This window comes from Bacillus fonticola (assembly GCF_012955605.1).
Lineage (GTDB): Bacteria > Bacillota > Bacilli > Bacillales > JC228 > Bacillus_CG > Bacillus_CG fonticola.
Genome location: NZ_CP052135.1, coordinates 974,022 through 990,006 on the forward strand (window position 1 = coordinate 974,022; position 15,985 = coordinate 990,006).

Genomic DNA, 15,985 nt, shown 5'->3' on the forward strand with positions numbered 1-15,985 from the left:
CTCATAAAAACAAACATGGGTTGGGCAGGAGGAGTTCAGATGAAAGCACTTGTAAAAACAGAGCTCGGATTTGGCCATCTAGAAATTCGTGATAAAGATGAGCCGAAACCTGGAAAAGATCAAGTAAAAATTGAAGTAAAATATACGGGTATTTGCGGTTCAGATATTCATACCTACGAGGGTCATTATACAGTTAGGGTTCCTGTTACTTTAGGACATGAATTTTCTGGTGAAGTAGTTGAAATTGGTGATGGTGTTACTGAATTTAGGGTTGGAGATCGTGTGACGTCAGAAACTACCTTTTATATTTGTGGAGAGTGTGAGTATTGTAAGTCCGGTGATTATAACTTGTGCAATCATCGTAAAGGATTGGGTACTCAACAGGATGGTGGTTTTGCAAAATATTTAGTTGCACGTAAAGACAGCGTCCATCGTCTTCCTGAAAATGTAGATTATCAATCTGCAGCAATGACAGAACCACTAGCATGTACGTACCATGCGGTGAATAAAACAGGTATAAACGAAGGTGACATTGTTGTTGTAATTGGACCGGGTCCGATCGGATTATTTACTGCTCAGGTCGCTAAAAGTCGAGGGGCTAAAGTTATTATCACTGGTTTAACAAACGATAAAGTTCGTTTGAATAAAGCAGAAGAATTAGGCGTCAATTATGCGGTGAATACACAGGAGCAGGATATTAAAGAGCTTGTCAATAGTCTGACGGATGGTTACGGTGCGGATGTTGTATTTGAATGCTCCGGTGCGGTACTAGCTGCGAAGCAAGGACTTGACTTGTTACGTAAAAAGGGACAGTTTGCTCAAGTCGGTCTTTTTGCCCAACCGGACGTCCAGTTCGACCTTGAAAAAATCATTCAAAAAGAAATCCGTGTAGTCGGCAGTAGAAGTCAAAAGCCTGCAGATTGGGAACCATCACTTGAATTAATGAATAATGGAAGTGTGAATGCGAAAGCGATGGTAACGCATCAATTTACTATTTCACAATGGGACGAAGCTTACAAGGTAATTAAAAGCGGCGAGGCGATTAAAGTGCTTCTATCTCCAGTTGAGTAAATTATGATCAATTTGTAGTAGAAATGAGGGTACTAAAATGGTTGATATGCTTTTAGATTTTATGTTGGGGCCTTTCAGAGCAATAGGTGATTTTTACTTTGAATATCAAGTTACTTTTAACACACTGATAGTAGGTTTTGCATTATATAAAATCATTTCAAACAAAAAAAGACACAAAATGAATCAATAAATTAGAAACAACAACTAGAACATAGACAGGGTGAATAGAGATGAAATCCCTTAATCTTTATGGAAAACAAGATATACGTTTTGAAGAATCACCTGAACCGGTAATTGAAAGAGCAGATGATATCATAATCAAAGTGAAGGCAGTTGGTATTTGCGGTTCGGATATTTCTAGATATAGGAAATTAGGACCTTATGTGAAAGGTATGACGTTTGGTCACGAATTTTCCGGGGAAGTAACAGAGGTTGGACCAGGTGTTGTAAATATTAAAGTGGGCGATCGCGTTGCAGGGTGTCCAACTTTCTATTGTGGGAAATGCGAGAACTGTCAAAAAGGTAATTTATCACATTGTGAAAAACTAACCGTTATCGGCGCGCGTCACCCTGGTGCATATGCAGAGTATGTAAAACTACCTGCAGAAAATATCGTTCCCCTTCCAGACAATGTGGATTACGATACAGCTGCACTCGTAGAGCCGTCATCCGTTGTTGCTCACGGTTTTTATCGCACCAATATCGAGCCTGGCGCTGAAGTAGCTATCATGGGATGCGGAAGTATCGGATTACTTGCTGTTCAATGGGCAAAAATTTTCGGTGCAAAAAAGGTTTATGCTATTGATATTGATGATTCCAAGCTTAAAGTTGCGAAAGAAGTTGGGGCAGACATAGTAATAAATTCGTTAGAAAAACTTGCTCATGAGCAAATCCTGGACCACACAAATGGCTGCGGTGTTGATTTGGCAGTAGAATCAGCAGGATCTCCAGTCACATCCGCACAAGTATTTGCATTGCCAAAAAAAGGCGGAGAAATCGTGTTCATGGGTATACCTTATGCAGATATCAACATCGACCGTTTCTATTTTGAGAAAATTGTGCGAAATGAATTAAGAGTATTAGGGTCATGGAACGCAATCTCTTCTCCGTTTCCAGGTAAAGAATGGAGCTCATCCATTTACTATATGAGCACAGGACAAATTAATGTAAAGCCCGTTATTTCAAATCGCTTGTATCTAGAAGAGGGCCCTGAAACATTTGATAATTTAATAAATGGAAAAGGTTCCTATGTGAAGGTTCTCTTTTATCCTGAGAAAGGATAAGGGTGGAAAAGATGGAGTCGAAAAATATAAAGAGGCTGACCAAAGACATCTGTAAAAGGAAGATGTGGGGTCAGGCCTCTTTACTTTTTAGATAAGAAACATCGCCAGAATAGTCGTGGCGGCTAAACCTATACAGACCGGAATGATATTTCTTCTGGCGAGCTCGAATGGATCAACGTTACAGATTGCAGCAGCAGGAATGAGCGCCCATGGGACGAGGGTTCCTCCACCGACCCAGATGGCAGACACTTGCCCGAGAGCAGTTAAAGTCGCTTCGCCAGTTCCGATTGATGTACCGAATAGGCTGGCAATCGATCCTGCTAGGGAGATGCCTGAAAATCCGGATCCGTCTAGACCTGTAATGGCACCAACAACAACTAGAGTGAGTGCCCCCACCTCTTTTGTGAGTGGAACAATTGCAGCTAAACCAGCTCCGAGGTCGTTGACAATTCCTTGTGAGGTCGCTGGAAGCACTTCCCCGATGATACTGTAAATACCTGCATCCCCCAAGTAGAAAAAGGCTGCGATCGGGATAACGGGACCAAATACTTTGAAGCCGAATTGAAATCCGTGAATTAAGTAACTCGTTGTCTTCTCTAAGCTTTTCTTTTTATAAGTGACGGAAGCGACGGCCATCAAAATGAGGATTGATGTTCCACCAATTAGTGCGGTGGCATCACCACCTGACAAGTCAAAGGAGAACATGGCGACTACGTTAAGGGCGAACAACACTGGGATTAAGACGGCGAAGAAGCGTTTTTGCCCTGTTGTAATTGGATGCTCTTTATCTAATTCTTCTCCAACTGCCTCTAAGTTCCCTGTGTTTGCTAGTAGTTTTCCAGCCTTCATATCCCTTCGTAAAAAGAAATAAGCGACCACTGTCGTTACAACCCCCATAGTAATCACTAGAGGAATACTAGCTAGCATGACTTCTTCTACAGGAAGCCCGGCGGCATCTGCCGTAAGCTTTGGTGCCGCTTGGATGATGTAATCTCCTGACAAGGCAATTCCGTGTCCGAATAAGTTCATAGAAACAGCTACACCAAGCGCGGGGAGTCCTACCCGAATGGCAACAGGCAAGAGTACTGCTCCGAGTAACGCGACGGCGGGCGACGGCCAGAAAAACCATGAAATGACCATCATAAGAATCCCGATGGTCCAATAGGCAAGTGCGGGTGTCCGGATGAGCTTTACGAAAGGTGCAATCATGACGTTATTGATTCCTGTTGCGGTCATACTTCGACTCATAGCGACGATAATCGAAATGACGAGAATGGTTGAGAGTAGTTGTGTAATGGCATAAATAAAGCTTCCAAATATGCTACCTATTGACTGTGCGAGGTCTCCTGTAGCAACAAGCGCAATCAAAAATATGCCGATGATACATACCATCGTTGTATCTCTTCTTTTCACCATAAATCCGATGATAAGCACGATAAACACAACGTAAATCCAGTGGAGCGCAGTGAATTCAACTCCCATGAAGGGTTCCTCCTTCTAAAATATAAGTCTACTTTCTATTTGGATAACGGTCGTTAAGAATTCAGTTGAAACGGTATAACAAGAAGCATCAGTAAGTCCCGTTAGTCCAAATGTCTATCCTTCTTTATTGGGCTACTGCATCATGTACTTCACAATATGTTGACAGAGAGGAGGTGTGATTCTTTTTTGAAGGGAAGGAATAAGTGAGTGGAAGTGGCTGAAAAACATATGGATGTCGCCCGCGTTGTGTAAAATCAGTCTCTAGACGGAGGGTTGTGCTCTCCTTGCGTATGTGGTTGGAGGTAGGGGAGTGTGATATAAAGAATATACATTGGTAAAAGTGATTGGAGAATGTCTTTCTAGATTGTGAGAGAAAGTGGTGAGACTTATGGGGCGCTGGATAGTAGGAATTTTGTTGTTCATAGTAGGTGGGTATTTTCTCCTGTCGAATTTAGGGATCATTTCCTCGGAAATGAAGTCGAAATTTGGCTTGTTACTCAGTGTTGGGCTGGCGGCAGTGGGCCTTTACTGGACTGGAAAAGGTTTGAAGGAAGGGAGGTTTTATTTACTAACAGTAGGTAGTTGGATTGCGCTCGTAGGTGGATTGCAAACCGGCAGTTATTTTGGAGTAGTTGAATTTCAGTACAGCGATTGGTTCGACTTATGGCCTATAGTTTTGGTTGCATTTGCTGTGTGGTTGTTGCTCCCAAAAAGAATGCGCGTTTCCAAGTGGTCAAAGAGTACCGAGTGGAAGAGATATTCTTCAAAAAGGAATCCTCCGAAACAGGGGAATATGATGATAGGTAGCCTTTCTTTTAATCATCCAGATTGGCAAGCGAAATCATCCACCTTATCAAGTGCTATCGTCGATTATTACATGGATTTTTCGAAAGCGTATATCTCTGAAGAAGAAATTCACGTTGTGCTAAAAGGGTGGGTGGGGGATGTTCATGTCCTTATACCTGAAGATCTTCCAGTAGCGATCTCAGCCAAAGTCGGAACAGGAGACTTAGATGCATTTTTTTTAGGAAACAGCGTAAGTGGAGTTGGCGGATCTGTACACGAGTTCGTCTCGCCGGGATATGATATTGCGAAAAAACGTCTTCGCCTAGAAGTCTATTTGTCGATAGGGAGTGTGGAAATTGAAAAAGTCTAAACTACCATTTTCACAGAAGTCTCCTTTAGGTAATGGAATGCTTTCGACTGTCGCTCTTTACTTAGGAGGATGGGCTTTTCTTTACCCATTCTTAATAGGTACAGAAGTAACCTGGTCATTACTATTTCTCTTTTTGGGTAGCTCAATCGTTACTTTCGGTGGAGGAATGGTGTATCTCCACTGGTGGCATAGGATGGAAACGAAACGGCAAATGCGAAGATTGACGACTTACTTCACAATATTAAGACGTGGAAAGTGGCAGGAGAGACTAGCGGTAGAGGTCGATACATACTGGGGAGAAATTCACAATGTGAGTAATGAATTCGCCTCGTATGTAGAAAGTCAGTTAGAAACGTTAAAGCGTGTAGCCACGGAAAAGGAACAGTTTGCTAAAGAGGCAGAAAGTGCGGCGGTTTTAAAGGAACGACAAAGAATTGCCCGTGAGTTACATGATTCGATCAGTCAGAAATTGTTCGCCATTATGATGCTTTCAACAGGTGCCAACAAAGCGAATAAAGATCTACAATTACAATCTCACTTACTGGATATCGAAACAGGAGCACGTTCAGCCCAGCAAGATATGCGCGCACTCCTTTTACATTTGCGCCCGATTGAATTGGAAAATGAATCTTTGTCTGAAGGTCTACTTCAAATTGCCAGAGAATTTCAACAAAAGTATAGGTACAAGGTGCGTGGTGAGATTGATGAACTAACAAACGTTTCATCAACAGTAGAGAGTCATTTATTCCGCATTGCTCAAGAGAGTTTAGCCAATATTTTGCGCCACGCCGATGCGGAAACGATCACGATTCGTTTGCAGGACGATGAAAAGGAAATTACGCTCTATATAGCTGATGATGGGCAAGGATTTGAGAGAGAACGTGTCAAAAAAACTTCTTACGGATTAGAGACGATGAAGGAACGTGCCAACGAAATGGGCGCGCTATTATCTATCCATTCTAGTATTGGAAAGGGAACATACATACAAGTGCGCATTCGAAAGAAACAGGAGGCGGTGGTGTCATGAAAATTGTCATAGTTGATGACCACGACATGGTGCGAAGAGGTTTAATATCTTGTTTAATACAAGAAGAGGATATGGATATTGTCGGAGAAGCATCGAGCGGGGAAGACGCAGTAAAGTTAGTGGAAGCGGTTCATCCAGATGTTGTGCTCATGGATTTGATTATGGAAGGGATGAACGGAATTCAAGCTACAGAGGAAATATTGAATCTTCTACCTGCTGTCAAAGTGATTATTTTAACGAGTTTTTATGACGATAACAACGTGTTCCCTGCATTAGAAGCAGGCGCCTTTAGTTATTTATTGAAAACGGCAAAGGCAGAGGAGGTAATAGATGCGATAAGGAAAGCTTCGAAAAACGAGTCAATCGTTGAGCCGAAAGTGGCGGCGAAGCTATTGAGTAGAGTGCGAAAACAGCAGCCACAGTTACACGACGACTTAACCGAGCGCGAATTGGAAGTCTTACTTTGCCTTGCAAAAGGAATGACGAATCAAGCGATTAGTGAAACGCTTTTCATCGGTATTAAAACAGTGAAGACACATGTGAGTCATATTTTGAGTAAATTGCACGTTGAAGATCGTACACAAGCGGCCGTGTACGCGCACGAGAATAGGCTTGTGTCTAGGGGAAGTAGTTGACTACAGTATGGGGACGTATATTGGTCTACGCCCTCTAGTCTAAACTTTCGTGCGGATTTTTTCATCGAGGAAAGTCAGCGGAACCTATAGGTAAAAAGAAATAGGGCAAAATCATGAACCTTTCCTCCATCTACTACACATTTTCAACAAAAATTAGTATAGTGGGTAACGATGCTATAGAACAGAATGAGTGTATTTAGAATAAGAAAGGTAGTTGCCCAGTGAACGACACATTTTTACGAGCGGCCCGTGGCGAAAAAACAACACATACACCTGTTTGGTACATGCGGCAAGCGGGTCGTTCTCAACCAGAATACCGTGCCATTAAAGAAAGATACTCTCTATTTGAAATTACCCACAACCCCGAGTTGTGCGCTTATGTGACGAGGCTACCTGTTGAGCAGTATAACGTAGATGCCGCCATTTTGTATAAAGATATTATGACTCCGCTTCCGGCCATGGGTGTCCATGTGGAGATTAAACCCGGCGTAGGTCCTATTATCGATAATCCAATTCGTGAACAAGCGGATATTGACCGTTTGCGTCCGATTTACCCAGAAGACGACGTGCCGTACGTTTTAGACACGATTCGCTTGCTAACGAAAGAACAGCTTGACGTTCCGCTCATCAGTTTTGCTGGAGCCCCGTTTACATTGGCAAGTTACATGATCGAAGGGGGTCCATCGAAGCAATACAATAAGACAAAAGCCCTCATGCATAGTGACGCAAATGCTTGGTTTACGCTTATGGACAAACTTGGCGACATGACGATTGCGTACGCAAAAGCACAAATCAAAGCTGGAGCATCGGCGTTTCAAATTTTTGATTCGTGGGTAGGCACAGTGAACACGAGTGATTATCGGACGTTTATCCAACCAGTCATGCACCGTATTTTCTCGGAATTACGGGAGGAAGGTGTTCCGCTTATTTTATTCGGGATTGGGGCGAGCCATCTTATCCACGAGTGGGATGACCTTCCGATTGATGTACTTGGACTGGATTGGCGTACTTCAATTCAGGAAGCACGTGAACTAGGCGTGAAGAAAACTCTCCAAGGAAATCTAGATCCAGCTATTTTACTAGCTCCGTGGGAAGTCATCGAAGCGCGAGTGAAACCGATTCTAGATGCAGGAATTCACCAACCAGGCCACATTTTTAACCTTGGTCACGGCGTTTTCCCAGAAGTACAGCCTGATGTGCTCAGACGTTTAACAGCTTTTGTCCATGAATATACGAGTAAATAATTCCTGGTCCGGTGTGCTACCTAAAGAGCAGTTTGTTCGTAAGTGTTCACTGCCTGTGCCACAATAGAAAGAATGAGATGAAGAAGAGGTGAAAGTCACGTGCCAAAAAAGAAAGTCGGTTTGTTAGTCATGGCATATGGAACTCCATATAAAGAAGAAGATCTAGAGCGTTACTACACACACATTCGACATGGTAGAAAACCAACGCCTGAAATGCTAGAAGATTTGCGTGGTCGGTATGAGGCAATTGGGGGCATTTCTCCATTGGCAAGAATTACACAAGAACAAGCAGAAAAGCTACAAGAACACCTAAATGACGTACAAGACCAAGTAGAATTTAAAGCATATCTTGGATTGAAGCATATCGAACCGTTTGTCGAAGATGCTGTAGAAGCGATGCACAAGGACGGCATTGAAGAAGCCGTTAGCATCGTATTGGCTCCTCACTTTTCTACGTTCAGCGTTCAATCGTATAATGGCCGTGCAAAGGAAGCCGCAGCACAACTAGGTGGACCACGCATTACATCCGTTGAGAGCTGGTATGAAGAGCCGAAGTTTATTGATTACTGGGTAAAGCGGGTTCGAGATACGTTTGCGAGTATGGCTGAGGAAGAACGGAAAAACGCATGTCTGATCGTATCAGCTCATAGCCTTCCAGAGAAAATTTTGCAAAACGGCGACCCGTATCCAAAACAATTAGAAGAAACTGCTGACCTTATCGCAAAAGGTGCAGGGATAGAGAAGTATGCGATCGGCTGGCAAAGCGAAGGCAATACGCCAGACCCTTGGCTCGGACCGGACGTCCAAGATTTGACACGACAACTACACGGAGAGCATGGATACACTTCATTTGTGTACACACCAGTTGGTTTTGTAGCAGATCATCTTGAGGTATTATACGACAATGACTATGAATGTAAAGTGATAACAGATGATATTGGAGCGAAATATTATCGTCCAGAAATGCCTAATGCACAAGCAGAATTCATTGACTGCCTAGCCACTGTCGTATTAAAACAGCTCAGACGGGCTTAACCAAAAGCACCTAGCATGATAAAGAGGGGGGTGGTTGTGGCTGCCTTCCTTTTCCGTATATAAGGAACTAGAGTTGTGGAACGAAATGAATGAGTAAAGAGGCGATGGAAGTGGGACATAAACAAACCATCACGATTCTTGGGGGAGGTATTACAGGTTTAGCTGCAGCCTTTGCCCTGCAAGAACGGAAACGAGAAACGGGAGCGGACATTCGTATTCGGCTCATAGAAGGAAGCCACCGACTTGGCGGAAAAGTCCAGACTGTAACAAAGGATGGTTTTGTCATTGAGCGGGGTCCTGATTCTTTCTTAGCGCGGAAAACGAGTGCTGTTGAATTAGCAAAAAAAGTGGGCCTGGAAGGGGAACTGGTGAGGAATTCTACGGGAACGAGTTATATTGCTTTCAGAGAAAAGCTTCATCCAATGCCAGGTGGCTCTGTCATGGGAGTGCCGACAGAGTTGTCACCATTTTTGAAAACGAAGTTATTTTCGACTGGAGGAAAGGCGCGCGCCGCTTTAGACCTTGTGCTACCAAGGACAAGTGAGGACGTTGACCAATCGCTCGGTCATTTCTTCCGCAAAAGATTAGGAAACGAAGTAGTTGAACGCCTTGTTGAGCCCTTGCTTTCTGGAATTTATGCTGGCGATATCGACCAGCTTAGTCTTCATAGCACGTATCCACAGTTTTATCATGCAGAACAAGAGCATGGGAGCCTTATTCGGGGAATGCGCAACAGTCGCACGAAGCAAAAAGGCCAGGAAGCAGGAACGAAAAAAGGTATGTTTTACACGTTTCGTTCCGGTTTAGAGACTTTTGTTAGAAAACTAGAAGAAGCACTAACGGACATTGAGATCGTAAAGGGAACGAGAATTCAACTTGTGGAAAAGGAAGCAGATGGGTACGCACTCCATTGTTTTGACGGATCTGTAAGTAAAACAAACGCATTGATCGTGACTTTACCGCATGAACATATTCCGTCGCTGTTTCCAACTGTGCCGACTTTGCAATCATTTGCCACCACTCCGTCCACATCAGTGGCAACCGTTGCGATGGCGTTTCCGAAAGAGGCAATCGAGATTCCGTATGATGGAACTGGTTTTGTCGTGGCTAGAGGAAGCCACTATACAATTACTGCCTGTACGTGGACACACAAAAAATGGCCTCATTCTACTCCTGAAGGGCACATTCTTCTTCGCTGCTATGTTGGAAGAGCGGGTGATGAGGCTGTTGTAGATTTAGACGATGAGTCGATCGTAAAAATAGCTCTGGATGATCTGTCCTCTTTTTTTTACATGAAAGGGGATCCTAGCTTTTCAGTAGTCACTCGGTGGAAAGAAGGTATGCCACAGTACACCGTAGGCCATCGCGAGCGCATTCAGGAAGTTAGAAATGAATTGGAAACCGCGTATCCAGCCGTATTTTTAGCAGGTAGTTCTTTTGAAGGTGTTGGTTTACCAGACTGCATTACGCAAGGTCAAAAAGTCGCAAATCAAGCGTGGGAAGCCATTCTTTAATACTGGCAAAAACGCCTATCATTAGGACAGGCGCTGTAATGGTCGCGAGTTAAAGGTTTAATAAATGCAGATCAACATGTTGAATGGGATGAGTCCGGGTAGCCAATTGCTCGGGCTCTTTTTCATGATTACATAACGGGTGGCTGTTCATCGACACAACGGTGACAGGTGTTTTGATAGCAATCCGCTTGTTCGTCAATTTTTTCTCCACATTGGTGACAAACCTTTGGCGGTAACTGACGGAAAAATTCAAGAACTGGCTTCATGAGTTGTTCCTCCCCATTTTTGTTATTGCTTATATTGTATTATAACAGATGGTATGTGTGAATATATGTAATATAACAATATGTCTGTCTGATTACTTTTCCTATGTTCTGTCGACGATGGTAAGAATGACAAAGCTACATGTAGTTCTCCGGGGAATGAATAAAAACATAGGCTACGTCCAGACGCAAACATACTGAATCTAGACTAAAACCCAGTAAATCGAAAATCAGAAGTAGCCAACCCAGACATAGCAACGGTAGTGCGGTACACTAGGATTGTTGAATCATGCAGAATTATAAAGGAGTTGGTACACGTGCTCTTTATTGATAATAAAGGAATCACAGACCCAAGAATCAACTTAGCGATTGAAGAATATGCCTTGAAAACTTTACCGGTAGAAGACGAATCTTATTTGCTCTTCTATATAAACGCCCCGTCGATTATCATCGGGAGAAACCAAAATACGATTGAAGAAATTAATACAGAATATGTGGATAAGGAAGGTCTCCACGTAGTACGGCGCTTATCAGGTGGAGGTGCTGTCTACCATGACTTAGGTAACTTAAACTTTAGCTTCTTAACAAAGGACGATGGCGAGAGTTTTCACAATTTCCGAAAGTTTACAGAGCCTGTCGTCACAGCGCTTCAAGATCTTGGGGTGGCAGCTGAGCTAAGTGGGCGGAATGACTTAGTAGTAGGCGAACGTAAGATATCTGGAAATGCACAGTTTTCGACAAGAGGAAGAATGTTTAGTCATGGTACGCTAATGTTTGACTCGGAAATTGATCATGTGGTTTCCGCACTGCGTGTAAGCAAAGATAAAATACAATCGAAAGGGATCAAATCCATTCGCTCTCGGGTAGCGAACATCTCTGAGTTCCTTGACGAACCGATGACCATCATCGAGTTCAGACGAGCCATCCTACAATCTGTATTTGGTGGGGAGGAACATATTCGTTATTACGAGTTGACTGAAGAAGATTGGCAAGCCATTCATAAGCTGTCTCAGGAACGGTACCAGCAATGGGAATGGAACTACGGTCAATCGCCGAAATTTAACATTCAGCATGCGCACCGATTTCCAGTAGGACGTATTGACGTACGTTTGCAAGTAGAAAAAGGGATGATTGAAGACTGTCACATTTTTGGTGACTTTTTCGGTGTCGGAGACGTAGAAGATATTCAAGAGCAGTTGATTGGATGCAAATATGAGCGAGAAAGCATGGAAGTAGCATTAGCAGATGTAGACATCAAAACCTATTTTGGTAACATATCCAAAAAGGAATTTGTGACGTTACTTTATTAGACTGATAGCTTGGAGGACCTTAATATAAGGATTCTCTAGGCTTTTTTCATGTGCGCTAACAGGGACGAGCTTGCTGATTTGTATTGCCCCTATAGAACATTTTCTCTATAATGAATAGTGAGATAATAATGAATGGCTATTCATTCATTAAACAGGAGCAGAGGGGGAGATAACAATGACGATTGTGTCAAGGTTAGAGGAGATTGCGAGTGCGAATCCAACGAAACCTGCAATGAAGTTTCTAGATCGAACATTTACGTATGCGCAAACCAATGGGGCTAGTTCATTAGTTGGTGAAGCGTTGAAGAAGCGTGGTCATGAAAAAGGGGATCATATTGCGTTTCTTCTCGGTAATACGCCGCATTTTGTCATTGGATTGTACGGTGTTTTGCGGATGGGTGGCGTCACCATTCCTGTAAATCCGACGTATACACCAAGTGAGTGTGCGTACATTTTGCAAGATGCAGACGTATCTGGGATCGTCTGTTTGGATGTGTTGCTTCCGCTCGTTGAGAAGGTAGCGCCAAGCTTACCCCACTTAAAAACGATAGTGGTTTGTCCTACGTCAGATGAAGAGATAGAGATTCCAGACACGCTCAAGGAGAAAGCGCTTTCTGTAAATGCGTTGCTTGCTGAAGGTGGGACAGGCTGTGCGATTGAGCCTGTGGAAGAGGACGATGTGGCGATCATTCTCTATACATCTGGTACAACGGGACGACCAAAAGGAGCGATGTTGACGCATCGGAATGTGTATAGCAATGCTAGAGATGTAAGCGATTACTTGAAGATGGATGAAAATGACCGTGTGATTGCAACTTTACCGATGTTTCACGTGTTCTGCTTAACAGTTGCTTTGAACGCGCCATTAATGAATGGGGCAATGCTACTCATTGTGCCGAAGTTCAGTCCGAAAGCAGTATTTGAGGTTGCCCGAGAGGAAAAGGCAACGATATTCGCAGGCGTACCGACCATGTACAATTTCTTGTATCAGCATGACGATCACACAGAGGATTTTGAATCGTTGCGCCTTTGTGTGTCTGGTGGAGCCAGTATGCCAGTTGCCTTGCTGAAAAACTTTGAAAAGAAATTCAATGTTGCCATTTCAGAAGGGTACGGCTTGAGCGAAGCGTCTCCTGTTACGTGCTTTAATCCGCTAGATCGTCCGAGAAAGCCAGGCTCTATCGGAACTTCCATTATGAATGTCGAGAACAAAGTAGTGAACGAGCTAGGTGAAGAAGTACCCCGTGGAGAAGTAGGCGAACTGATTGTACGCGGTCCGAACGTGATGAAGGGCTACTACAAACAACCAGAAGAAACAGCCGCAACACTAAAAGGGGGCTGGCTGTATACGGGTGATTTAGCAACACAAGATGAGGACGGCTACTTTACGATTGTAGATCGGAAAAAGGACCTTGTCATTGTAGGCGGTTACAACGTATATCCGCGTGAGGTGGAGGAAGTGCTGTATGACCACCCGCACATTGTAGAGGTGGCGGTAATTGGCGTGCCGCACCCTGAGCAAGGGGAGCTGGTTAGAGCATACATCGTTAAAAAGGATCCGGAACTTACGGAAGCAGAAATCATTGCCTATTGCCAAGAATCACTGGCCAAGTACAAAGTCCCTACCGAAATTGAATTTTTAGAAGAGCTCCCGAAAAATACGACAGGGAAAATACTACGTCGTTCATTGAAGGAGCAAGTACAAATCTAGGATAAAAGCCAGAAGTTATCTACTCGAATAGAATGTTACCCACCAAAAGTACTTGCTTGTCCATCAAACACGCTGGTTTGTACATCAAATGTGGTTATGTATCCATCAACCAGAAGGAAGTGAACGCTTACTTCCTTCTTTTGTTATGAAAATTCATGTTTTCTCCCTGTAATAAATAGTGAGATGAGCATGTGTTACGGAATCCCCCTCGTTCACGTATGCATGCGTGACATTGGCTTGAAACCGCACACTATCCCCTTCTCCAAGAACAATCGATTCTTCACCAATCTCAATAGACAACGTTCCTTTGGTTACCGTAATATACTCTTCTACATACGTATCGTGTGGTTGCGCGGTATGTCGTGCCCTGGCGTCAATTTCCAACAAGAAACTTTCAAATGGTTTGGTTGGTTCAAATTTTATAATGGGAAGTACCCGGTATCCTTCTTCGTCATGTAACGAGGAAAGTTCATTTCTGCGCAGAACAGAAGGACTTTGTCGATCGTCACTAAATAAGGAAGTAAATGAAACATGGAGTCCTGAGGCGATTTTCCAAAGAGTGGTGACAGTAGGAATGGATGTCCCTCGTTCAATTTGACCGAGCATGGCCTTCGACACACCCGTTCTTTTCGATAATTCCTCTAAGCTATAGCCTTTTGCATGGCGCAATGTTTTCATTTTACTACCAAGTTGCTCTGGTATGTGGTCCATCTAATCCCCTTCTTACGAAAAAAGTTGTTGTTTGTTATAACATCCGTATGTATACTATATAGAACTAAAATTATTTTACACTATGAATCTTGACTAGTCACTTTGTTTTTGATTTTGGCTGTTTTCTGAAAGATTGTTGCTTTATTAATGAAATCTCATTACACAGTAGCTATATGATGCGACATACTGCTATGTTGATTTCCGCTACAGGCGGACGCTTTCCGCGGGGCGGGCGGTGAGCCTCCTCGGCGCAAGCGCCTGTGGGGTCTCACCTGTCCCGCTGATCCCGCAGGAGTCGCCGCCTTCTGCTCCAATCAACGAACAGATGGCGAGTCAAACCTAGCGAAGTGTATTTCCGCAGCGTATTCTAGCAGTTTCTTCATTACGTCGCATCATGAGATTACTGTATAGTAAAAACAACAAAGGATACGAAAAGAGCCTTGATTTTAAAAGAAAGTGAGCAAACGTACATAATGATCAACGAGTTTGAGAGGAGTATATCGCATGGAATTGTCTGTAGAACGACAACAGCCCCACTCGACCCCTTTTATTAGCGGAGTGCGCGATGGTGTGAGCATCGCAATTGGTTATATGCCGATTGCACTTGCTTTTGGGCTACTCGCCAAGTCAACAGGGCTGACTCTTTGGGAAGCTATTGCTATGAGTGTATGGGTGTTTGCAGGAGCAAGTCAATATATGGCGCTCAATTTAATCGCAATGGGAACAAGTGCAGTTGAGATTGTCATGACGACGTTTGTTGTCAACATCCGCCACTTCCTCATGTCCGCATCTCTCCAAGAAAAAGCGGAAAATGAGTCAAAGGGTAAGCAGGCTTTGTACGCATTTGGAATAACGGACGAAACGTTTAGTGTCGCGGCGATGAAAAAAGGAACGCTGACAAGTGGCTATTTATTCGGTTTGATCGTGATGGCGTACGGGAGCTGGGTGATGAATAGCGGTATTGGGTACGTAGGTGGTGAATTGTTACCTGCAATCGTTCAGGAGGGGATGGGCATCGCTTTGTATGCGATGTTTGTCGGTTTGCTCGTGCCTTCCATGAAAGGGAGCGGAAAAATTGTCTCCCTAGGTCTTTTCGCAGCTGCCATTAATAGTGGTTTAGTCGCGTTCGGATTAAGTGCAGGATGGGCAATTTTGTTAGCCACGTTAGTCTCCGCTGTCCTAGTAGAATGGGTCGTGGTATTACGTGAAAAGGGAGGATATGAGCATGGCGCCTGAGATGATGCTGTTAATTGTGGCGATGGGACTAGTGACATACATCCCTCGTGCAGTTCCCTTTTTAGTATTTCGTGGCGATAACCTACCGATATTTTGGCAAAATGTTTTACGAAATGTACCGTATGCAGCATTAGGGGCGCTCATTTTTCCTGGAGTGATGACCGTAACAGGAGACCCGTTATTCGGTCTCATTGGCGCGGGCATCGCCATCGCACTTGCGTGGTTCGGTGTACATGTGATTGGTGTAGTCCTCGGTACAGTGTTACTTCTCTCTGCGTATGCTTGGGTCTTCGTTTGATGGAACGAA

15 protein-coding genes are annotated in these 15,985 nt (G+C 43.7%); 12 read left to right on the top strand and 3 right to left on the bottom strand.

All coding sequences use genetic code 11. From position 1 onward, the window contains the following. Positions 1-39 precede the first annotated feature (39 nt). Positions 40-1,071 carry a zinc-binding dehydrogenase gene (locus HHK01_RS04805; RefSeq protein ID WP_170006657.1) on the top strand — a complete coding sequence of 344 codons (1,032 nt, stop codon included), beginning with the start codon at positions 40-42 and terminating at the stop codon, positions 1,069-1,071. A 230-nt stretch (positions 1,072-1,301) separates the two neighbouring features. Next, positions 1,302-2,354 (top strand): galactitol-1-phosphate 5-dehydrogenase, encoded by a 1,053-nt coding sequence (locus HHK01_RS04810; protein ID WP_170006658.1) that lies wholly within the window; start codon positions 1,302-1,304, stop codon positions 2,352-2,354. An 87-nt stretch (positions 2,355-2,441) separates the two neighbouring features. Here the strand turns inward: HHK01_RS04810 and HHK01_RS04815 are convergent, their stop codons facing one another. After that, positions 2,442-3,836 (bottom strand): hypothetical protein, encoded by a 1,395-nt coding sequence (locus tag HHK01_RS04815; RefSeq protein ID WP_170006659.1) that lies wholly within the window; start codon positions 3,834-3,836, stop codon positions 2,442-2,444. A gap of 388 nt (positions 3,837-4,224) precedes the next feature. Here HHK01_RS04815 and liaF point away from each other — a divergent pair, with 388 nt between their 5' ends. The 6 genes from liaF (at position 4,225) to hemY (ending at position 10,447) form a co-directional block, all read left to right on the top strand. Beyond that, on the top strand, positions 4,225-4,992 hold the full coding sequence (gene liaF / locus HHK01_RS04820; RefSeq protein WP_170006660.1) for a cell wall-active antibiotics response protein LiaF: 768 nt from the start codon (positions 4,225-4,227) through the stop codon (positions 4,990-4,992). Continuing rightward, a complete protein-coding gene (locus HHK01_RS04825; RefSeq protein WP_170006661.1) occupies positions 4,979-6,019 on the top strand; it encodes a sensor histidine kinase in 1,041 nt (346 codons plus the stop codon). The genes liaF and HHK01_RS04825 overlap by 14 nt, the downstream gene beginning before the upstream one ends. Beyond that, on the top strand, positions 6,016-6,654 hold the full coding sequence (locus HHK01_RS04830) for a response regulator (RefSeq protein WP_170006662.1): 639 nt from the start codon (positions 6,016-6,018) through the stop codon (positions 6,652-6,654). The genes HHK01_RS04825 and HHK01_RS04830 overlap by 4 nt, the downstream gene beginning before the upstream one ends. A 221-nt stretch (positions 6,655-6,875) precedes the next feature. After that, complete coding sequence (gene hemE / locus HHK01_RS04835; RefSeq protein WP_170006663.1) at positions 6,876-7,898, top strand: uroporphyrinogen decarboxylase; 1,023 nt, start codon at positions 6,876-6,878, stop codon at positions 7,896-7,898. Between the two features lie 99 nt (positions 7,899-7,997). Next, complete coding sequence (gene hemH, locus HHK01_RS04840; protein WP_170006664.1) at positions 7,998-8,933, top strand: ferrochelatase; 936 nt, start codon at positions 7,998-8,000, stop codon at positions 8,931-8,933. Between the two features lie 110 nt (positions 8,934-9,043). After that, the gene (hemY, locus tag HHK01_RS04845; protein ID WP_407646934.1) at positions 9,044-10,447 is read left to right on the top strand and encodes a protoporphyrinogen oxidase; all 1,404 of its coding nucleotides are present in this window, start codon (positions 9,044-9,046) and stop codon (positions 10,445-10,447) included. A 128-nt stretch (positions 10,448-10,575) separates the two neighbouring features. Here hemY and yhfH read toward each other — a convergent pair whose 3' ends face one another. Continuing rightward, complete coding sequence (yhfH, locus tag HHK01_RS04850) at positions 10,576-10,713, bottom strand: protein YhfH (RefSeq protein ID WP_170006666.1); 138 nt, start codon at positions 10,711-10,713, stop codon at positions 10,576-10,578. Between the two features lie 314 nt (positions 10,714-11,027). On the opposite strand from yhfH, the gene HHK01_RS04855 reads away from it, so the two are divergent. Further along, a complete protein-coding gene (locus HHK01_RS04855; RefSeq protein ID WP_170006667.1) occupies positions 11,028-12,020 on the top strand; it encodes a lipoate--protein ligase in 993 nt (330 codons plus the stop codon). A gap of 175 nt (positions 12,021-12,195) precedes the next feature. Next, a complete protein-coding gene (locus HHK01_RS04860) occupies positions 12,196-13,731 on the top strand; it encodes a fatty acid--CoA ligase family protein (protein ID WP_170006668.1) in 1,536 nt (511 codons plus the stop codon). Between the two features lie 153 nt (positions 13,732-13,884). Here the strand turns inward: HHK01_RS04860 and HHK01_RS04865 are convergent, their stop codons facing one another. Further along, entirely contained in the window at positions 13,885-14,442 is a 558-nt protein-coding gene (locus HHK01_RS04865) for a helix-turn-helix domain-containing protein (RefSeq protein ID WP_170006669.1), read from the bottom strand. Between the two features lie 504 nt (positions 14,443-14,946). Between HHK01_RS04865 and HHK01_RS04870 the strand changes: the two genes are divergently transcribed. Together HHK01_RS04870 and HHK01_RS04875 are read left to right on the top strand one after the other, a co-directional pair. Beyond that, a complete protein-coding gene (locus HHK01_RS04870; RefSeq protein ID WP_170006670.1) occupies positions 14,947-15,678 on the top strand; it encodes an AzlC family ABC transporter permease in 732 nt (243 codons plus the stop codon). Further along, positions 15,668-15,976 (top strand): AzlD domain-containing protein, encoded by a 309-nt coding sequence (locus HHK01_RS04875; protein ID WP_170006671.1) that lies wholly within the window; start codon positions 15,668-15,670, stop codon positions 15,974-15,976. The genes HHK01_RS04870 and HHK01_RS04875 overlap by 11 nt, the downstream gene beginning before the upstream one ends. Positions 15,977-15,985 lie beyond the last annotated feature (9 nt).